Below are 20,833 nucleotides of genomic sequence, written 5' to 3'. Positions count from 1 at the left end.
TTATTTTAAAATACATGGAACGAACCGGATTTATATTTGATTTGGATGGGGTTATCGTTGATACCGCCAAATACCACTATTTGGCATGGAAAAAACTGGCAAATCAGTTGGGGTTCGATTTTACGGAAGAACAAAATGAACAATTTAAGGGAGTAAGCAGAAGAAGATGTTTGGAAATTTTACTGGAAATGGGCAACGTAGAGGTACCTAAGCAACAGTTTGAAGATTGGCTTGTTGAGAAGAACACGGACTATTTGGGGTATATTGAAACTATGAACGAGTCCGAAATTCTTCCAGATGTCCCTAAGGTTTTAAAGTATTTGAAGCAAGAAGATATTGCCATGGCCCTAGGGTCTGCTAGCAAAAATGCTCGCCCTATTTTGGAAAAGGTAAACTTATTGAGTTATTTTGATGCTATCGTGGATGGCAATGAAGTTACTAAGGCGAAGCCAGATCCCGAGGTTTTCCTTAAGGCAGCGGAAATGTTGGATGCCTCCCCTGAAAATTGTGTAGTATTCGAGGATGCTGTTGCTGGGATTGAGGCTGCCAATGCCGCAGGTATGCTAACCGTAGGTATTGGCGATGCCGAAATTTTATCACAGGCTACTTATAATTTTAAGGATTTTACCGAAATCGACCTAGAATTTATAAAACAACTAACCAATAGTTAAAATGAATCAAGATTACATTAAACCAGATGAGTGGTCCTTAATAGAAGAGGGATTTAACAAAGACCGCGTAAAGTCTTCGGAAAGCCTTTTCAGTATTGGAAACGGGGCAATGGGTCAAAGGGCCAATTTTGAGGAACAATACTCGGGTCCCAGCTTTCAAGGAAGTTATATCGGAGGGGTCTATTATCCGGACAAAACTAGGGTAGGTTGGTGGAAAAACGGTTACCCAGAATATTTTGCCAAAGTGCTTAATGCTCCAAACTGGATAGGGATCAACGTATTTGTAAATGAACAGCCTTTAGATCTGAATACTTGTAAAAAGGTAGATGGGTTTCAGCGCGAGTTGAATATGAAGGAGGGCTGGTATCAACGCCGCTTTGTAGCTACTATGGCCGAGGGTGCCCAGTTAGAGGTAAGGGCCACAAGGTTCTTAAGTTTGGATATAGACGAGGTGGGGGCTATTAAGTACGAAGTAACTTCCCTGAATGGAGACGTTGACATAAAATTTATTCCTTATTTAGACAGTGGTATTACCAATGAGGATACCAATTGGGACGATAAATTTTGGAATACCACCAATGTATTTTCGGATGGGCAGCAGGCCTTTATTGAAGCGCATACCATGAAAACCAATTTTGCGACCTGCACTTTTATGGAATCCAAACTAATCTGTGATGGCAAGACTGTAGCGGGTAAATCTAGCGCCGACACAACAGATGTGCAAATAGGGATGGAACATGAAGTGCATCTGGAAAAGGGCAAATCTGCTGTACTTTACAAATTTGGAGGCTATACCGTATCTACCAATCATAAACCTTCGGAGCTCGTAAATGCCGCAAAAAGATTACTAAAAGAGGCTGTTTCCATTGGGTTTGAGGGTTTATTGGCCAAACAGGCACAAGCTTGGGCAGATATATGGGACATGAGTGATATTGCCATAGAAGGTGATATAAAGGCCCAACAAGGAATACGATTCAATATTTTTCAGTTAAACCAAACCTATTTAGGGAAGGACTCTAGGCTCAACATTGGTCCAAAAGGGTTTACTGGCGAAAAATACGGAGGGAGTACCTACTGGGATACCGAGGCCTATTGCATACCGTTCTATATGGCCACCAAAGACCAACAGGTAGCCAGAAAACTATTAAAATATAGGTATAACCATTTGGAAAAAGCAATTGAAAATGCCCAAAAGTTGGGGTTCACCAACGGAGCTGCTCTATATCCCATGGTAACCATGAACGGCGAAGAGTGCCATAATGAATGGGAAATTACCTTTGAGGAAATACACAGAAACGGAGCTATTGCCTTTGCCATTTACAATTACTATAGGTACACCGGGGATTATACTTACATTCCAGAAATGGGTCTTGAGGTTTTAATAGGAATCAGTCGCTTTTGGCATCAACGCGCTAGCTTTTCAAAGGATAAAAACAAGTATGTAATTCTGGGAGTGACAGGTCCCAATGAATATGAAAATAATGTAAACAACAATTGGTATACCAATTATCTGGCCAAATGGTGTATTAATTATACCATTACACAATTACAAAAAGTAAAGGAGGGATATCCGGAAGATTATCAAAGGATCATAGGACAAACCAAACTAACGGAAGCAGAGACGGCATTATGGGAAGAAGTGGCCCAGGGAATGTATTTTCCATACTCGGAAGAGTATCAGATATTTTTGCAACAAGACGGTTTTTTGGATAAGGAATTGATAACCGTTGCAGATTTGGATAAATCCCAAAGACCAATAAATCAAAAATGGAGCTGGGACAGAATTCTTCGTTCGCCTTATATTAAACAAGCCGATACATTACAAGGCTTCTATTTGTTCGAAGATCATTTTACTACTGAAGAGCTGGAGCGACATTTTGATTTTTATGAACCCTTTACCGTGCACGAATCTTCGTTATCCCCATGCGTACATAGTATTCAGGCAGCAAAACTGGATAGAATGGAGCAGGCCTATACCTTTTATTTGAGAACGTCTAGATTGGATTTGGACGACTATAACAAAGAAGTGGAAGAAGGTTTACATATAACCTCAATGGCAGGAACGTGGATGAGCATCGTTGAAGGATTTGGCGGTATGCGCATTGCGGACGATAAATTATCTTTTGCACCAAGAATACCAAAGCAATGGAGCGCATATTCTTTTAAAATAAATTTTAGGAACAGGATCTTGAGAATAAAGGTTACCGATAAGGAGACCAGTTTTGAACTAACCGGTACGGAAGAGATGTCTATTCGTTTTAACGGAAAAAGATTGGCATTAAAACCCGGAGAAACAACTTTTGCCTAAAAATATGAACACGGTAGCTATTTATTGTAAAATGCTAGCTATTTTGTTTCTTCTGGGGTGTAAAAACGAAATAAAGGAAATGCCAAATTCAACAGTCCCAAAACAAGGAGGAGAAAAACACAAAGAAGTTGTATACCAAGTATTCACCAGACTTTTTGGCAATACAAATACCACCAACAAACCTTGGGGTACGCTTACCGAAAATGGTGTTGGGAAGTTCAATGATTTTACCGATAAGGCGTTAGACGAAATCAAGGATTTAGGGATTACCTACGTTTGGTATACCGGAGTGCCGCACCATGCGGTGATCACAGACTACACCCAATACGGGATCTCCGTGGATGATCCTGATGTGGTTAAGGGCAGAGCTGGTTCTCCCTATGCAGTAAAAGACTATTACAATGTTAATCCCGATTTGGCCGAAAATCCCAAAGATCGGCTTGCCGAATTTAAAGCATTGATAGATAGATCACACAAGGCAGGTCTAAAAGTTTTGATTGATATAGTACCCAATCATGTGGCCAGAAATTATGAGGGAAGCTCTACCCCTGAAGGAGCCGAGCCCTTTGGCGCTTCCGATGATTCCTCAGTAGATTACCACCGCGATAACAATTTTTATTACATCCCAAATGAGACTTTTAAGGTGCCAGAATGGGAGAATGGTTATTTGCCATTGGGTAATGGCATGCATCCCTTTAGCGATGGGAAATTTAAAGAAGACCCCGCTAAATGGACAGGGAACGGTTCTCGCTTGGCACAGCCTAATTTTGATGATTGGTACGAGACAGTAAAAATCAACTATGGAGTGCGGCCCAACGGGTCTTTGGATTTTGAAACGCTTCCCGAAGATTTTGGTCACAAGGACCACAAAGCCCATTTTGAATTTTGGGAAGGAAAGAAAGTACCTAATTCTTGGGAAAAATTTAGAGACATTGCCCTATATTGGATGGCTCTGGGTGTTGATGGTTTTCGGTTTGATATGGCAGAAATGGTACCTGTGGAGTTTTGGAGTTATATGAATTCTTCTATCAAAATGAAGAATCCTAAAGCTTTTTTATTGGCCGAGGTATACAATCCAGACCTGTACCGAGATTTTATACATAGGGGTAAAATGGATTATTTGTACGACAAGGTAGAACTGTATGACTCGTTAAAGCATATTATGCAGGGTCATGGATGGACAGATCATATACCTGTAGTTCAAAAGGGCTTGCTAGATATTGAGCATCATATGCTCCACTTTTTGGAAAACCATGATGAGCAACGAATTGCGAGTCCCGAATTTGCCGGCGATGCAAAAAAAGGGAAACCGGCAATGGTGGTATCGGCAACAATTGGTACCTCTCCAACCATGATTTATTTTGGACAAGAAGTAGGAGAACCTGGAGCAGAAAATGCTGGGTTTGGACAACCAAGTCGCACCTCTATTTTTGACTATATAGGAGTACCACATCATCAACGATGGGTAAACGATAAAAAGTTCGATGGAGGTCGGTTATCGGCAGAAGAAAGAGAACTGAGGGACTTCTACAAACGGTTACTAAATTTTACAGTGAAGAGTAGCGCCCTTATGGGAGCCTATGAGGATATCCATTATTACAATAGGGACCATACTGTCAATTACAATCATCGTGTACTGTCTTACGTAAGATGGTCAACAGAAGAAAAGCTGATCGTGGTTTCCAATTTTGATGCCCAAGAGAATTACTCCTTTGAACTTAAAGTTCCTAAGGAGATAATAACAAAATGGGGATTAAAAGATGGTTCGTACAAAGCAACCGATCAATTAGGGGAAGAAATAGAAATTATTATGACCGTTGTGGAAGGAACTGGTAAATTAAATGTTTCAATTTCGGCCTTGGAATCCTTTATTTTTAGGGTTACACCCTAGGACATAATGTATAACCAAGGGGTTTTATTTGTTTAAACGGAACCGGGCTTTATAAACAATACTCCCAGTTCCGCTCATTGTTTTTTTAAGATTGTGCTTTTTTAGCAGTTGCCTTATAGACCATGGCAATTACCGCTCCTATTATACCGTAGAAAATAACATCGATAACGGCTTCTGCAATATGTCCGGTAATATCCATAAGTTCCGAAGTCGCAAACCATAAAAGTCCAAGGCCAAAACCAACGAAAACACCTATCCATGCACCAAATTGAAAACCTTCTTTGGCACTGTGTACACCCCTTGCCCATTTTCCATAAAGTGTACTTATGGCAAATACAGCAATTAAATTACTTAATGCGATTATGCCCATATTGGGCGGATCTTTCATCACATTGTTAAGTGAATGTTCTGTAAAAAAATCTACGGTAGCGAACCCCCAAATAGCATATCCAAGTAAGAACATTACCGCAAAACCGGCCAAAGTGGCCAGCAAGTTTGATTTTGAAAACATAATTTAGTTATTAATTGGTTAATATATTTACAAATATATCAAAGAAAAATTATAGATATCACTAAAATAAAAGAAGATTTATGCACATATGATAAAATTAAACTAAAAAAAGAAGGGCTGAATTGTTTGCAAAAGGAACCTATAAATCTCAGTTTCAAATTGTATTTTTACGTTTAAAATTAATTTGCAATATGAAAAAAAAGTACATTCTTTATCTAACCGGAATTGTTTTGTTTTCCTCCTGTATAAGTCAAAATAACAAACTTATGGTAATAGGGCATCGCGGGGCCATGGGCCACGAAACCGAAAATACGCTTGCCTCCGTACAAAAGGCATTGGATTTGGGGGTTGACATGATAGAGATCGATGTTTTTAGAATAGTAAGTGGGGAAATTGTAGTTTTCCATGATGAACGTGTGGAACGTTTGGCCAATGGTGGTGGCAGAATAGAAGAATACAACATAGTAGATCTAAAACAACTTATTTTAGATGGTAACCATAAAATCCCTATGCTACAGGAGGTTTTGCGATTGATCGATAATAAAGTGAGATTAAATATTGAATTAAAGGGAGCCAATACCGCTGACCGGGTGAATTTTATTACTGGAAAGTATATAGAGAACAATGGATGGGCACCCAATAATTTTTTGATTTCCAGTTTTAACTGGGATGAACTAAAAAAAACCCGAGAGTTAAACAAGGAAATGGCCATTGCCGTGCTTACGGACGGAGACCCTTTGGAAGCTATTCCGATAGCAAAGGAACTAAAAGCAGAGTCCATTAATCCCAATTTTGAAAAGTTGGATGTAGAAACCGTGAAACAAATACACGACGCTGGGTTTAAGGTATATACTTGGACGGTAAACAGCGCCGATGACATAGAACGTATTAAAAATATGGGTGTAGACGGTATTTTCACCAACTTTCCGGAGCGGGCACACTAATGTTTGACGTTATTATAGTAGGGGGTGGAGCCGCAGGGTTTTATGCAGCCATTCATATCGCGGAAACGGCACCACAACTAAAGGTGGCCATTGTGGAGCGAGGCAAAGAAGTTCTTGCTAAAGTAAGGGTTTCGGGTGGAGGTAGGTGTAATGTTACGCATGCCGAATTTGACCCTAATGAACTGGTTAAAAACTATCCCAGAGGAGAAAAAGAACTACTAGGACCTTTCTATACCCATGGCAGCAGGGATACCGTTGCGTTTTTTGAAGGAAAAGGAATTTCCCTCAAAACGGAGGAAGACGGCAGAATGTTTCCCAAAAGCAATACTTCGCAAACCATTATCGACTTTTTCATGAGCGAGATCGATAGGTTGGGCGTTACCCTGCTTAGACACAGTGCGGTAACCAACATTACCTCTGTTGAGGTAGATGCGAAAACTACTCAAGTATGGCAAGTAAAGACTATTAAAAAAACCTATAGTGCCAGAAAAATATTAATTGCGTCGGGCAGCAGCTCCAAAATTTGGAACTTGATGGAAGCCTTGGGTCACACTATACAATCCCCTGTTCCTTCTTTATTTACATTTAACATCAAAGACCCCCGTATCCAAGGTATCCCGGGAGTAAGCACATACGCTAGGGTGTCCGTGCTACCCAAAAAAATATTCGACTCCAAGATTACTGTCAAATTAAAAAGTAAGATTGAACAAACCCCAAAATTGGAATCCGAAGGACCATTGTTAATTACACATTGGGGCATCAGTGGCCCTGCGGTACTAAAACTATCTGCATGGGGTGCTAGAGCGCTCAACGAAAGAAACTACAAATTTAAGGTTAAGGTAAACTGGCTTCCAGATTACTATGATGAAGCGGTGCAACAGCTTTTGTTGGAAATTAAAGAGGTAGAGGCAAAGAAAACGGTTCTTAGAACCCATGGGGTGGATATTCCTAGAAGATTATGGATCAATTTAGTTAGGGCAGCGGGTATTGCCGACGATATGAAATGGGCCGATACTTCCAAGGATCATTTGGCAAGCCTTTCCGAGCAGTTAACGGCATCGATCTTCGTTGTAGATGGTAAGAGCACTTTCAAAGAAGAGTTTGTTACCGCAGGGGGAATAGAATTAAAAGAAATAAATTTTAAGACTTACGAGAGTAAATTACGGTCTAACCTATACTTCGCAGGAGAGGTAATCAATGTAGATGCAATAACCGGAGGGTTTAATTTTCAGAATGCTTGGACAGGGGCCTACATTGCAGCCCAAGCCATCACCAAAGAATAGTATAATGGTCGGCCATTATAATTTAAGAGAGCGCCAGCATCAATAGCGCTGCAGCCACACCTCCCAAAATAGGTCCAATTACAGGAATCCATGAGTAGCCCCAACCGTTTGAACCCTTTTCTTTTATGGGCAGGAGGGCATGCATTATTCTAGGCCCTAAATCCCGTGCTGGGTTTATGGCATAACCCGTGGTGCCTCCTAACGATAATCCTATCCCCCAAACCAGCAAAGCCACAGGAAGTGCCCCAAGAGATCCCAAGCCAACTACCGCATTTGTATCTTCTATGCTTGCACTGGTAAAATAAAGTACGGTAAACACTAGTACAAAGGTGCCTACAAATTCAGTGAAAAGGTTTAAAAACCTATTGGCAATGGCTGGCGTGTTGCAAAAAACCGATCGTTTTACCACTTTGTCCTCCGTTATTTCAAAATGATCTTTGTGTATAAGCCAAACCATTGCGGCACCGAGCATGGCGCCTATAAACTGTGCTAAAACATACATGGGTACAGCTGCCCAATCAAATTTTCCTGCCAGGGCCAGACCAATACTTACTGCAGGATTAATGTGGGCTCCGCTATACGGAGCAGCTACAACTACAGCTATATAAACCGCCAAGCCCCAACCGGTGGTAATTACGATCCAACCACTGTTGTTTCCTTTGGTACCTTTTAATATTACGTTGGCAACTACTCCGTTACCCATTAAAATCAATAACGTGGTGCCAATGATTTCGGCTATAAATGGTGTCATAATGTTGATGGATTAGTTTTCTTTTGTCCAGTATTGAAGAGCATTTATGGCTTTATACCAACCTTTTATACCCTTGTCTATTTCTGCCCTTTCCGTGGTAGGTTTAAAATGGACGTCGGTCTGCCAAATTTTTTGTATTTCTTCCATACTTTCCCAATAACCTACCGCAAGGCCTGCCAAATAGGCGGCTCCCATGACCGTAGTTTCTATTACCTTGGGTCTTACCGTAACCGTATTGAGTACATCGGATTGAAATTGCATCAGCATGTTATTGACCGTAGCACCTCCATCTACCCTTAATTCCTGTATGGAGATTCCCGAATCTGCTTCCATGGCCGTTAAGATATCCATGGTCTGATAGGCGATAGATTCTAAGGCGGCCCTGGCAATGTGGGCATCCGTACTGCCCCTTGTTATTCCAAAAATAGTGCCTTGTGCTTTTTGATTCCAATGGGGCGCTCCCAAGCCGGCAAAGGCAGGCACAAAATAAACGCCTTCCGAACTATCAACACTTCCGGCAAGTTTTTCCACATCCGCAGAATTCGCAATAATTTTTAGGCTATCGCGCAGCCATTGCACTACGGCCCCGGCTATAAAAATGCTACCTTCAAGCGCATAGTGTGTTTTTCCGTTTATTTTCCAAGCAACCGTAGTCAGCAGATTATTTTTCGAGATAAGTGGCTTTTCGCCTATATTCATCAACATAAAACAGCCAGTACCATACGTATTCTTAACCATACCCGGTTTTGTGCACATTTGCCCAAAAAGAGCCGCTTGCTGGTCCCCTGCAATCCCTGCGATAGGGATTTCGCTAGATAAGATCGTTCCTTTTGTATGTCCATAAACTTCGCTAGACTGTTTTACTTCTGGAAGCATGCTTCTAGGAATGGTCAAAAGTGCTAAAAGCTCATCATCCCAATCCATGGTATTTATATTGAAAAGCAATGTCCTACATGCATTGGTGACATCGGTTACATGAAGATCTCCGTGGGTAAAATTCCAAATAAGCCAAGAATCTATGGTGCCCATAACCAATTCTCCGGCTTCGGCTTTTTGTCTGGCACCTTCCACATTGTCTAAAATCCATTTTACTTTTGTCCCAGAAAAATAGGCATCTATAACTAGCCCGGTCTTTTCCCTTATAAGTTCTGTTTTGCCCTGCTTTTTTAATTCATCGCAAAAGTCTGCGGTTCGTTTGTCTTGCCATACAATGGCATTGTAAACAGGTTTGCCGGTATTTCTGTCCCAGACTACAACCGTTTCGCGCTGGTTGGTAATGCCTATGGCCGCAATGTTATCACCATTAAGTCCCTTTTTGGTAGTGGCTTCCGCTGCCATCCCCGCTTGTGTAGACCAGATTTCAGTTGCATCATGTTCAACCCACCCCGGTTTCGGAAAATGTTGTGTAAATTCTTTTTGTGCCGTTGAGACGATATCTCCTTTTTTGTCAAAAACAATGGCTCGGCAACTGGTAGTGCCTTGGTCTAAGGCAAGAATATATTTTTCCATAATATAAATTGGTGGATTAAGAATTAATTTAGCGGGTATAAGTTAACAAATAAAATGAATCGAATCCATTTTATAATTCAATCAAACCATAAAAACTAAATTTGGTATATGACTATCTATATTGCACTATTAAGGGGAATAAATGTAAGCGGTCAGAAAAAGATAAAAATGGCCGATTTAAAGCAAACATTGGAATGCAAAACCATAGTCAATGTAATTACTTACATCCAGAGCGGCAACTTGGTCTTTAACAGTAATGAAAAAAATACCATGGTGTTGGAAGCGGCAATTAACAAATTGATTTTTGAAGCCTATGGATTTAATATAACCGTTTTGGTACTCCCAGTAGATCAATTAAAAGGTATCTATGAAGCCAATCCTTTCCATAATAAAAAAGATATTGAAGAGAACAGAATATACTATGTTTTTTTGCAGCAGGTCCCAAAGGAGGAGCATATTCTATCTTTAAAAAAAGAAACGTACGAAAACGAGGCATTTGTTATTGCCAAACGATGCATTTATCTAAGATGTGCCAAGGGTTATGGAAAAGCCAAGTGCAACAATAACTTTTTCGAGAAAAAATTGAGTGTGAGGGCAACAACTAGGAATGATAGGACGGTAACCAATCTTTTAAAGCTTGCTGGCCATTAATTTAAAACCCAAATTTTGTAGTTCAGCATAGTGGCAAAGCTAACCCATATTAAATAAGGAATTAAGAGATATGCGGCAGTTTTGCTAACTACCTTGAACCATTTTATGGTAGCTAAGATTAAAATAAGTAAAATAAGGATGGTCAATAGACCCCAAAAAGGGTTCCGAAATCCAAAGAACATAATACTCCAAAGCGCATTGAAAAGCAATTGAAAGCCAAAGTGGTACAAAGCGGTCTTAACCCAAATATGATAAAATCCTTTGGCCCAAACAATGCCGGCAGATACCCCCATTAAAATATAAAGTACGGTCCATACAGGAGCAAATATCCAGTTTGGAGGGTTAAAACTTGGTTTATTGAGTGTGGTATACCAATCGTTGACCGAAGTTTGTGTAGCAAATCCAGAAAGAAACCCAATAAGCAGACAAATACTTACGGCAATGGCGATACGGGTGGCAGTCTTTTTCAATTTTGAGATGTAAGTCAACTAAAATAGTAATTAATTTGTTTTGGCACCACCCCAAAAGCGGTTAAAAACTATCTTTGTGTAAATTGTAATTTCAATGACGGAAATAGACTTTGTTCCCAGTGCTTATACAGCAGACAGGGAAGAAGGAAGCGTAACATGGCAAGCACCTAGCAATATAGCTCTAATAAAGTACTGGGGAAAAAGGGGAAACCAGATTCCTGCGAATCCGTCCCTTAGTTTCACGCTAAACAAGTGCCTAACAACCACTACGGTTTCTTATAAAAAACTTTCTTCCAGATCAGATAACTTCTCGTTCGATCTACTTTTTGACGACTTGCCCAAAGAAGATTTTAAGCCTAAAATCAAAAGCTTTTTTGTTAAGATCGAAGAATATATGCCTTTTCTGAAGGACTATCATTTCTTAATAAATACCTCAAACACCTTTCCCCATAGTAGCGGTATAGCCTCCTCTGCAAGTGGAATGGCCGCCCTGGCCCTATGCCTAATGGATATAGAAAGAGTTCTTAACCTCAGTGCTGACGAAGATTTTTTTAAGAGGAAGGCATCTTTTTTGGCACGCTTGGGTTCTGGAAGTGCGTGTAGAAGTATTGATGGGGAGATTATAACATGGGGTATACATAAGGCTATTGCCACCAGTTCCGATCTTTATGCGGTCAAATATTCCGATGAAGTGCATAAGGTCTTCAAGAATTATCGCGATACCATATTATTGGTACACAAGGGGCAAAAACAGGTGAGTAGTACGTTGGGGCATAATTTAATGCACAATCACCCCTTTGCAGCACAACGTTTTAACCAGGCCCATGAAAATTTAGTAAAACTGAAATCGGTTTTGGCCAGTGGGGATTTGGAGGGTTTTGTAGCCATAGTAGAGCAAGAAGCCCTTACTTTACATGCCATGATGATGACCAGTTCCCCATATTTTGTGCTTATGATGCCCAATACGCTTAAAATTATAAATGCCATTTGGGACTTTAGAAAGGCTTCAAAAACCCATCTTTGCTTTACCTTGGATGCAGGGGCCAATGTGCATCTGCTATATCCAAAAAATGAAGCAGCGGAAGTTTTGCAATTTATTAAAGATGAGTTGGTTGTATATTGTGAAAACGGGCAGTATATTTGCGACGAAATTGGAATTGGCGCTAAAAAACTGTAATTTGAAATCATAACGGGCAATATTGTACGTTTAATACAAAAAGTTTGGAAACGCTTTATCCGCAAAAGCTATTATGAAAGGACCCCTATTTTATTCCAAAATTCTACTCTTCGGAGAGTATGGGATTATTAAAGACTCCAAAGGACTTTCCATTCCCTACAATTTTTTTAAGGGTGCCCTTAAGACGGATGAAAATCCTTCGGAAGAGGCAAGAAAATCCAATCTTAGCTTAGGAGCCTTTGCAGCGTATCTAGATAGGGTACAACATGAGGAACCAGAATTGGTAACCTTTGATCTGGAAGGCCTAAAAAAAGATATTGCTTCAGGAATGTATTTTGATAGTTCAATCCCCCAAGGGTACGGCATAGGAAGTAGTGGTGCCTTGGTAGCGGCGATATATGATAAATACGCCAAGGATAAAATTACCGTTCTAGAAAACCTAACCAGGGAAAAATTACTGATATTAAAGACCATATTTGGTAAAATGGAGTCTTTTTTTCATGGTAAATCCTCGGGGCTAGACCCCCTTAACAGCTATTTAAGCCTACCAATACTTATAAATTCCAAAGACAATATAGAATCTACCAGCATTCCTTCCCAGAATATGGAAGGTAAGGGAGCGGTCTTCTTGTTGGATAGCGGTACTACAGGGGAAACCGCCCCTATGGTACAATTATTTATGGAGAATATGAAACAGGAAGGTTTTAGAACCATGCTTAAAAACAAATTCATCAAACATACCGATGCCTGTGTTGAGGATTTTATCAAAGGAGACATGAAATCACTCTTCGGTAACCTAAAACAACTTTCCCATATAGTTTTAGATAATTTTAAGCCGATGATACCAGCAGAGTTCCATACCCTTTGGAAACAAGGTATAGACACCAATGATTACTATTTAAAACTATGCGGTTCTGGTGGCGGCGGTTATATTTTGGGCTTTACCCAAGATATAGATAAGGCAAGGAATTCACTTAAAGGGCACAACTTGGAAGTGGTTTACAACTTCTAATACTCCGTACATGCTTAGCAGACGAAACAAGCTCCTACTTTTAAAGTTTTTGAGTCTGTTCTCTATTGTTAGGGGTTATAATATTTTAATTATAGCCTTGGCCCAATACTTGGCCTCCATTTATATATTGGCCCCGGACCTACCTTTGCGAAAAGTGGTTCTGGATATTAACCTTTTTGTAATTGTACTAGCCTCTACTTTGGTAATTGCCGCAGGCTATATCATTAATAATTTTTATGATGCCGAGAAAGATCTGATTAACAAACCCAGAAAGACCATGCTAGATCGCTTGGTAAGCCAGCGCACTAAACTAACTACATACTTTGTACTTAATTTTTTGTCCGTTTTCCTTGCCAGTTATGTATCCTTTAGGGCCGTACTGTTCTTTTCCGCGTATATTTTCGGTATTTGGTTCTATTCACATAAGTTAAAGAAAGTGCCGTTCGCAGGAAATTTCGTTTCTGCTACCTTGGCCATTTCCCCATTCTTTGCGGTATTTGTGTACTATAAGAATTTTGAGACCGTAATATTTGTGCATGCCATGTTCCTCTTTCTGTTGATTTTAGCTCGGGAAATGATTAAGGATCTAGAGAACATAGCAGGAGACCTGGCGCAAAACTATAAAACCATACCTATTTTGTATGGCGCATCCCTTTCAAAAACCTTGATAAGTATTTTAATAGTGCTAACCTTGGTTCCGGCTTTGTTGCTAATTTATAATTTTGATGTGGGGTATATGTATCTTTACTTTATTGGGTGTGTTCTTTTACTATTGTTGTTCCTAATTTTGTTATGGCGATCAAAAACGAAAATGCACTATGTTTGGCTACACAACATCCTTAAAATGATTATAGTCATAGGGGTGTTTAGCATCTTATTGATAGATATAGATTTAGTATTAAACAGAATTCTCTAATGGATAATATTCTAAAAGTGGCCATGGCCCAAATTGCTCCGGTATGGCTCAATAAAACCGCTACCCTTACAAAAATTGAAAATACAATTGTGGAAGCTTCCGAGGAGGGGGCAGAATTAGTGGTCTTTGGAGAAGCCCTATTACCTGGCTATCCTTTTTGGTTGGCATTGACTAACGGAGCGGCTTGGGACTTAAAGGTAAACAAGGAACTGCATGCACACTATGTTAGAAATTCCATACAGGTTGAAGCCGGCGAACTAAAAAGCATCTGTGATCTTGCTAAAGAGCACAAAATTTCCGTATATCTTGGCATTATGGAACGCGCCAAGGATAGGGGAGGTCATAGCTTGTATTGCTCTTTGGTATATGTCAATGAAGATGGGGAGATAAAATCTGTGCACCGAAAACTACAGCCCACTTATGATGAAAGGCTTACCTGGGCTCCTGGAGATGGCAATGGCCTGCAAGTACACCCGCTTAAACAATTTACGGTAGGAGGGCTTAATTGCTGGGAAAATTGGATGCCCTTGCCCAGAACGGCACTCTATGGTTTGGGTGAGGACCTTCATATCGCCGTATGGCCTGGAAATGAACATAATACCAAAGATATTACAAGGTTTATTGCAAGGGAGTCTAGAAGTTTTGTAGTTTCTGTGTCCTCTATGATGCGTAAAGAAGATTTCCCTGAGACCACACCTCATTTAGATGAAATATTGAAAACTTCGCCCGATGTACTGGCCAATGGGGGTTCGTGTATTGCAGGTCCGGATGGGGAGTGGATCGTAGAACCAGTTTTACACAAAGAAGGACTGATCTATCAAGAACTCGATTTCAATCGTATTTATGAAGAACGGCAGAATTTTGACCCCTCGGGGCATTATTCGCGCCCAGACGTTACCCAGTTATCGGTAAATCGACAACGACAATCTACCGTACATTTTGAGGATTAACCTTCACATGAATTATTTGATGCATGCATATAGGGGGTAATCCGTATGGCTTCGCTAACTTTGCAAAAATTTTTAGGTTATGGATAGGTCGGATGCCAACAAAGGCAAAAGGGGAGGTGCTTTTAGAAAGAACAGGAATGCTGGCAAGGGCCAGGCAAAAAAGAAAAGCACAGAACTTCAAAAACCCAAAGATCCCAATCTAATCAGATTAAACCGCTATGTGGCCAACTCTGGCGTCTGTTCGCGTAGGGATGCCGATATCTATATAGCGGCGGGCAACGTTACCGTAAATGGCAAACCCATTACCGAAATGGGCTATAAAGTGAAGCTTACGGATGTTGTTAAGTTCGATGGGCGACTTTTAAATCCGGAGAAAAAAGAATACGTGCTATTGAACAAACCCAAGGACTTTGTAACTACCACGAACGATGAAAGAGGTAGGCGAACTGCAAACCAACTCATCATCAAAGCTTCCAAGGCCAAATTATCACCAGTAGGGAAAATGGATAAAAACACCACTGGTCTAATAGTGTATACCAATGATGGAGATTTTGCCAAGAGTCTTACCCATGCAAAAAACGGTCTGCGTAAAATTTATCATGTAGAGTTGAACAAAGCTTTGAGACAAGCCGATCTTAAAAAAATCCAAGAAACGCTTACATTGGACGACGGGCCGATCAAAGTGCATGAAATCAGTTATATCGATAATGCTCCCAAACGAGAGGTGGGTATGGAGATCAGAAGCAACAGAAACGGTATTGTACGTCGAATTTTTGAGCACTTGGATTATGAAGTTGTAAAATTGGATCGCGTGGTCTATGCCGGACTTACCAAAAAAGATCTGCCCCGCGGCCATTGGCGCCATTTAACCAAACAAGAACTTATTAATTTGGGAATGGCTTAAAGGACGGTCACCGTTGATCCATAATAGCGCTTCAATTAAATTTATTTTAGGAATTAACGTATTCCATTTTCTGTTTTATTTCCTCCAAACAAAGATTGCCTAGACTTCCTTGGTGCGAATGTTCAATATCCCTTTTCGGAGTAAAACTACCTTCCTGAATCTCTTGTCCCATTTTTTTGTAGGCATCCCGGAAAGGCATCCCTTGCTGTACTAACTCGTTCAATGTATCCACACTAAAAAGGTAATCGTACTTGGGATCTTCCAAGATGGCTGCATTCACTTTAATCTCCTTTAGGCTAAACGAAATAATCTCCAAACAAGCCCTAACATCTTGGATAGCTGGTACTATTACTTCCTTTATGAGTTGTAAATCTCTATGGTACCCACTGGGCAAGTTATTGGTAATCAAAGTCAACTGATTGGGAACCGCCTGTATTTTGTTGCACTTGGCCCGCACTAACTCAAAAACATCGGGGTTTTTTTTATGGGGCATAATACTAGACCCGGTGGTAAGTTCATCGGGAAAAGAGATGAAATCAAAGTTTTGGCTCATGTATAAACAAATATCCATGGCCATTTTGGATAAGGTAGATGCCACACTGCTTATGCCAAAAGCAGTGGCTTTTTCTACTTTTCCCCTGCCCATCTGGGCAGCTACCACATTATATTTTAGGGTTTTAAATCCCATCTCCTTGGTAGTAAAATCCCTGTCGATGGGAAAAGAACTTCCATATCCGGCGGCACTTCCCAACGGATTTTGGTCTGCGACCTTGTATGCAGCATTTATAAAGTAAACATCGTCTATTAAACTCTCGGCATAAGCCGAAAACCATAAACCAAAGGAAGAGGGCATGGCAATCTGTAAATGCGTATAACCCGGCAATAATACCTCTTTGTATTGCTCGGCCTTTTGCAATAGAAGATCAAAAAGGTCTTTGATTTCGGAACATATTTCCAAAAGCTCATCCTTAACATACAGTTGCATGGCTACCAAGATTTGATCGTTTCGTGAGCGCGCGGTGTGTATTTTTTTGCCGGTATCCCCAAGTTTCTCGGTAAGGAGAAATTCAATTTTAGAGTGCATGTCCTCAAACGAATCTTCAATAGTAAATGTTCCTTTTTCTATAGTACTGGCTATTGCGTTGAGTTCGGCCACCAAACTTTTGGTTTCCCCATCGGTAAGCAGCCCAATTTTTCCTAACATTTTTGCATGGGCCCTGGAGGCTATCACATCATACTTTGCCAAAAGAAGATCCAATTCCCTATCGTTGCCCACCGTAAAATGGTCGATCTTTTTATCTGTGCTAAATCCTTTGTCCCAGAGTTTCATATGTTCAATTATCAGTTATAGTAAGAATTTTTTTAAAATCTTTATGTACAAATCAATACCCTCTTCAATTTCGTGTAGGTGAATAAACTCGTCCGCAGAATGGGATCTTGTACTATCCCCAGGTCCCAGTTTTAAGGACTGACAGCTTAACGCAGCTTGGTCGGATAGTGTAGGGGAGCCATATGTGCTTCTTTGTAGCGCTGTCCCTGCCTGTACCAGTGCATGGCTCTTATCTATGGACGATGAATTTAACCTTAGAGAGCGAGGTTTAATCTCACAAGGTGCTTCCTTTTCCAAAACCGATGCGATCTCCTTATTGGAATAACAATCGTTGACACGGACGTCTATGACCAGATCTACTTGGGCAGGAACTACATTATGCTGGCTTCCGGCCTTTATTTGGGTAACTGTTAACTTTACCTCGCCCAACACCTCGGAGACTTTTTCAAATTTGTAATTCTTAAACCATTCCAGTACCGCCATGGTATTGTAGATAGCGTTATCGTCATTGGGATGGGCGGCATGGGAAGGGGTTCCTTTTACCACAGCGTCGAAGACTACCAAGCCTTTTTCGGCGATGGCCAAATTCATTAGCGTAGGTTCGCCGACTATGGCGACATCAATATGTGGTAAGATAGATAACATGCTATTGAGACCATTGGGGCCAGAACTCTCCTCTTCGGCCGATGCCACAATTACAATATTGTGGTTTAAATCTTTCTGATCATAAAAATAGGTGAACGTCGCAATCAAAGAAACCAAACAACCTCCGGCATCATTGCTACCTAGGCCAAATAGTTTACCGTCTTCAATATGCGGATTAAAGGGATCTTTTGTGTAGGCCGAATTTGGTCTAACCGTATCGTGATGAGAATTTAGCAACAAGGTGGGTTTACGTTTGTCAAAGTACTTATTAAAAGCATAGACATTGTTGTTTTCTCTTTCAAAAGGAATATCGAGAGAGGAGAACCATGCTTCGATCGCTACGGCAGTACCATGTTCTTGGGATGAAAATGACTCAATGGAAATCAGTCCTTTTAGAAGGTCTATAGCCTTTTCCGTAAGTTGTTGTTGCTCCATGATTACAGTGTAATGGTGGTAAATAGTTTAGATAAAGGATCTAGCATGGAGATATCGCCAATGCAGACCTTGTTCACATTATTGGCCAAGGCATGCATGCTATTCTGCATTTTAGGAAGCATACCTTCCGCTATTACTTTTTCATCCAACAGTTCCTGGTATTTTTTTGAATTGATATGTTCAATGACCGAATTCTCGTCCTCTACATCCAATAATACCCCTTTTTTTTCAAAGCAATAGTACAAAGTGGTGGTCCGTTCTCCACTCATGGCAATTGCAATTTCCGATGCAATGGTATCAGCATTGGTATTCAATAACTGTCCCTTGCCGTTGTGCGTCATGGCACAGAACACAGGTATAAGGCCCGCTTTTAATAGGGAGGATATGACTTCTTTATTAATCTGGTCCACATCGCCCACAAAACCAAAATCAATTTCTCTTACCAGACGTTTATGGGCCAATATAGTGTTGCCGTCAGCTCCGCTTAAACCTATGGCATTACAACCTCTTGCTTGTAATTTTGAAACAATATTTTTATTGACCAGGCCTGCGTAGACCATGGTTATAATATCTAGACTTTGGGCATCCGTAATTCTACGGCCTCCGATAAGTTCGGATTTTACACCAAGTTTGTCGGCCAGATCGGTAGCCAGTTTACCGCCGCCATGGACCAAAATTTTGGGTCCTTCCATAGCACAAAAAGCATCGAGAAATACATCGAGTGCCTTATTGTCCCCAATTAGGTTGCCGCCAATTTTTATTATGGAAAGATCGGAACTCATAAGTTCTCCAGTATTTTTTTGATTACTATTTGCGCGGCGTAGGTTCTGTTATTGGCCTGTTCAATTACCAACGACTGGTCACTATCCAATACGGCATCTTCCACCACCACATTTCTTCTAACTGGCAGGCAGTGCATAAATTTGGCCTTGCCCAATTTTTCTTTGGTCATGATCCATTCCGGATCCTGGCTCAAAATTTTCCCATAGTCGGTATAACCGCTCCAGTTCTTTACATACACAAAATCTGCGTTTTCCAGGGCTTTGGACTGATCATGCTCAATGCGTGTACCTTTAGTGATTTCTGTATTTAGCTCATATCCTTCAGGATGTGTAATCACAAAATTGGCATCTTGCCGTTGCATCATTTCCACAAAAGAGTTGGCCACGGCATGCGGTAAGGCCTTTGGATGTGGGGCCCATGAGAGTACCACTTTTGGTTTTGATGTAGGATGCTCTGCCAGCGTTATTGCATCTGCCAAGGCCTGCAAAGGATGACCTACAGAACTTTCCATGTTTATAACAGGGATACTGGCGTATTTCTTAAAACCGTTAAGGACCAGTTCAGCCTCATCTTTCTTTTTATCGGTCAAGGAAGCAAAAGCACGAATAGCCACTATATCGCAGTACTGCGAGACCACTTGGGCGGCTTCTTTAATATGTTCGGATGTGCCTTGGTCCATTACGGTACCGTCCTCATACTCCAAAGCCCAACCTTCGTTGCCAAAGTTCATGACCATAACATCCATACCCAGATTGGTAGCCGCTTTTTGAGTGCTTAGACGTGTTCTAAGGCTGTTGTTGAAAAATAGCAGCCCAATGGTCTTGTTTTTACCAAGGGCCTTGTGAGCGTCCGGACGTTGCTTTAAGGACGTTGCTTCGGCTACCAATTGCGGTAGCGAGTCTATATCTTTTAGGCTGAGGTAGTGCTTCATTACAATATTTTAGTATGGTTGTTGGTATTGTTTAGTGCATCCACTATAAAATTTTCCTTTAATCCGTTTACGACCCAAGTTTCAATGTTTGCTTCCTTTGCAATGCTGGCCGCCTCTATTTTAGATTGCATACCGCCGGTACCATGGGAAGACAGGTCATTGTTTATTTCTGCCCTAAGCTCGGCCAGATCGGTTACGCTTTTTATGGTCAACGGTTTTTTTTGATCAATGGAATCCTTGGTATAGATTCCATCCGTGTTGGTAGCAATGATCAATAGATCTACCTGTAATAAAGCTGCCGTTAAGGCAGCCAACTTATCGTTGTCCCCAAATTTGATCTCGTCCGTGGCAACGGTATCATTTTCATTGATAATCGGAATAAAATTGTTGGCTACCAATACATTTATGGTATTGCTGATATTGACTTTGGATGCGGGTTTTTCAAAGTCCGAATAGGACAGCAGGCATTGGGAGGTAAAAAGGCCCAATTCCCTAAAGTTTTCCTGAAATATCCGCATGAGATGGGGTTGTCCTATGGCCGCCAGCGCTTGCTTTACATTAATTTCGGCCCCATTGTGCTCTAGCTTTACAAACTGTTTGGCCGCAGCAATGGCCCCAGAACTTACAATGATAAACTCAAAATCGTCTTTTAAGGCTGCGATTTGCCTTCCAATATCCTCTATCTTTCCCCTAGAAATCTGATTGGTCTCCTTGGTGAGGGTATTGGAACCTATTTTAAGTAGTATTCTTTTCTTTCCCAT

Annotated in this window: 20 protein-coding genes; 11 read left to right on the top strand and 9 right to left on the bottom strand. The window is 40.8% G+C overall.

From position 1 onward, the window contains the following. Positions 1–14 precede the first annotated feature (14 nt). The 3 genes from pgmB to ACEQ81_RS00850 are packed head-to-tail and all read left to right on the top strand — an operon-like array spanning position 15 to position 4,870. Positions 15–671: a beta-phosphoglucomutase gene (gene pgmB / locus ACEQ81_RS00860; RefSeq protein WP_411028950.1), complete on the top strand. Its 657-nt coding sequence runs from the start codon at positions 15–17 to the stop codon at positions 669–671. Between the two features lies 1 nt (position 672). Further along, a complete protein-coding gene (locus ACEQ81_RS00855; protein WP_411028949.1) occupies positions 673–2,979 on the top strand; it encodes a glycoside hydrolase family 65 protein in 2,307 nt (768 codons plus the stop codon). A 4-nt stretch (positions 2,980–2,983) separates the two neighbouring features. Next, positions 2,984–4,870: an alpha-amylase family glycosyl hydrolase gene (locus ACEQ81_RS00850; protein WP_411028948.1), complete on the top strand. Its 1,887-nt coding sequence runs from the start codon at positions 2,984–2,986 to the stop codon at positions 4,868–4,870. An 85-nt stretch (positions 4,871–4,955) separates the two neighbouring features. Here the strand turns inward: ACEQ81_RS00850 and ACEQ81_RS00845 are convergent, their stop codons facing one another. Continuing rightward, entirely contained in the window at positions 4,956–5,381 is a 426-nt protein-coding gene (locus ACEQ81_RS00845; RefSeq protein ID WP_411028947.1) for a hypothetical protein, read from the bottom strand. Between the two features lie 191 nt (positions 5,382–5,572). On the opposite strand from ACEQ81_RS00845, the gene ACEQ81_RS00840 reads away from it, so the two are divergent. Beyond that, entirely contained in the window at positions 5,573–6,325 is a 753-nt protein-coding gene (locus tag ACEQ81_RS00840; protein ID WP_411028946.1) for a glycerophosphodiester phosphodiesterase, read from the top strand. After that, on the top strand, positions 6,325–7,608 hold the full coding sequence (locus ACEQ81_RS00835; protein ID WP_411028945.1) for an NAD(P)/FAD-dependent oxidoreductase: 1,284 nt from the start codon (positions 6,325–6,327) through the stop codon (positions 7,606–7,608). Before ACEQ81_RS00840 ends, ACEQ81_RS00835 begins: the two co-directional genes overlap by 1 nt. A 22-nt stretch (positions 7,609–7,630) precedes the next feature. Here ACEQ81_RS00835 and ACEQ81_RS00830 read toward each other — a convergent pair whose 3' ends face one another. Next, the gene (locus ACEQ81_RS00830; protein ID WP_411028944.1) at positions 7,631–8,359 is read right to left on the bottom strand and encodes an MIP/aquaporin family protein; all 729 of its coding nucleotides are present in this window, start codon (positions 8,357–8,359) and stop codon (positions 7,631–7,633) included. A 12-nt stretch (positions 8,360–8,371) separates the two neighbouring features. Next, on the bottom strand, positions 8,372–9,868 hold the full coding sequence (gene glpK / locus ACEQ81_RS00825) for a glycerol kinase GlpK (RefSeq protein WP_411028943.1): 1,497 nt from the start codon (positions 9,866–9,868) through the stop codon (positions 8,372–8,374). A gap of 108 nt (positions 9,869–9,976) precedes the next feature. On the opposite strand from glpK, the gene ACEQ81_RS00820 reads away from it, so the two are divergent. Continuing rightward, positions 9,977–10,519, top strand: a complete 543-nt coding sequence (locus ACEQ81_RS00820) for a DUF1697 domain-containing protein (protein WP_411028942.1) — start codon at positions 9,977–9,979, stop codon at positions 10,517–10,519. Here ACEQ81_RS00820 and ACEQ81_RS00815 read toward each other — a convergent pair. After that, entirely contained in the window at positions 10,516–10,989 is a 474-nt protein-coding gene (locus ACEQ81_RS00815) for a TspO/MBR family protein (RefSeq protein WP_411028941.1), read from the bottom strand. The genes ACEQ81_RS00820 and ACEQ81_RS00815 overlap by 4 nt on opposite strands. 94 nt (positions 10,990–11,083) lie before the next feature. Between ACEQ81_RS00815 and ACEQ81_RS00810 the strand changes: the two genes are divergently transcribed. The 5 genes from ACEQ81_RS00810 (at position 11,084) to ACEQ81_RS00790 (ending at position 15,948) form a co-directional block, all read left to right on the top strand. Further along, positions 11,084–12,166 (top strand): diphosphomevalonate/mevalonate 3,5-bisphosphate decarboxylase family protein, encoded by a 1,083-nt coding sequence (locus ACEQ81_RS00810; RefSeq protein ID WP_411028940.1) that lies wholly within the window; start codon positions 11,084–11,086, stop codon positions 12,164–12,166. Between the two features lie 73 nt (positions 12,167–12,239). Further along, positions 12,240–13,178, top strand: coding sequence for a mevalonate kinase (locus ACEQ81_RS00805; RefSeq protein ID WP_411028939.1), 939 nt, complete (start codon positions 12,240–12,242; stop codon positions 13,176–13,178). Between the two features lie 10 nt (positions 13,179–13,188). After that, positions 13,189–14,094: a geranylgeranylglycerol-phosphate geranylgeranyltransferase gene (locus ACEQ81_RS00800; RefSeq protein WP_411028938.1), complete on the top strand. Its 906-nt coding sequence runs from the start codon at positions 13,189–13,191 to the stop codon at positions 14,092–14,094. Then, positions 14,094–15,044, top strand: coding sequence for a carbon-nitrogen hydrolase family protein (locus ACEQ81_RS00795; protein WP_411028937.1), 951 nt, complete (start codon positions 14,094–14,096; stop codon positions 15,042–15,044). Before ACEQ81_RS00800 ends, ACEQ81_RS00795 begins: the two co-directional genes overlap by 1 nt. Before the next feature lie 79 nt (positions 15,045–15,123). Beyond that, on the top strand, positions 15,124–15,948 hold the full coding sequence (locus ACEQ81_RS00790; RefSeq protein WP_411028936.1) for a pseudouridine synthase: 825 nt from the start codon (positions 15,124–15,126) through the stop codon (positions 15,946–15,948). Positions 15,949–15,994: 46 nt separating this feature from the next. On the opposite strand, the gene argH is transcribed toward ACEQ81_RS00790, so the two are convergent. The 5 genes from argH to proB are packed head-to-tail and all read right to left on the bottom strand — an operon-like array spanning position 15,995 to position 20,833. Further along, positions 15,995–17,278 carry an argininosuccinate lyase gene (argH, locus tag ACEQ81_RS00785; RefSeq protein WP_411028935.1) on the bottom strand — a complete coding sequence of 428 codons (1,284 nt, stop codon included), beginning with the start codon at positions 17,276–17,278 and terminating at the stop codon, positions 15,995–15,997. Positions 17,279–17,293: 15 nt separating this feature from the next. After that, entirely contained in the window at positions 17,294–18,358 is a 1,065-nt protein-coding gene (locus ACEQ81_RS00780) for a M20 family metallo-hydrolase (RefSeq protein ID WP_411028934.1), read from the bottom strand. Between the two features lie 2 nt (positions 18,359–18,360). Continuing rightward, positions 18,361–19,140, bottom strand: a complete 780-nt coding sequence (gene argB / locus ACEQ81_RS00775; RefSeq protein ID WP_411028933.1) for an acetylglutamate kinase — start codon at positions 19,138–19,140, stop codon at positions 18,361–18,363. Further along, a complete protein-coding gene (locus ACEQ81_RS00770; RefSeq protein ID WP_411028932.1) occupies positions 19,137–20,072 on the bottom strand; it encodes an N-acetylornithine carbamoyltransferase in 936 nt (311 codons plus the stop codon). The genes argB and ACEQ81_RS00770 overlap by 4 nt, the downstream gene beginning before the upstream one ends. Next, positions 20,072–20,833 carry a glutamate 5-kinase gene (gene proB / locus ACEQ81_RS00765; protein WP_411028931.1) on the bottom strand — a complete coding sequence of 254 codons (762 nt, stop codon included), beginning with the start codon at positions 20,831–20,833 and terminating at the stop codon, positions 20,072–20,074. Before proB ends, ACEQ81_RS00770 begins: the two co-directional genes overlap by 1 nt.

Origin of the sequence: Spongiimicrobium sp. 3-5 (genome assembly GCF_046557915.1) — a bacterium.
Classification (GTDB): Bacteria; Bacteroidota; Bacteroidia; order Flavobacteriales; family Flavobacteriaceae; genus JBHEBG01.
Note: the sequence above shows the minus strand (reverse complement) of the source record. Positions and strands in the feature narration are given on the sequence as shown.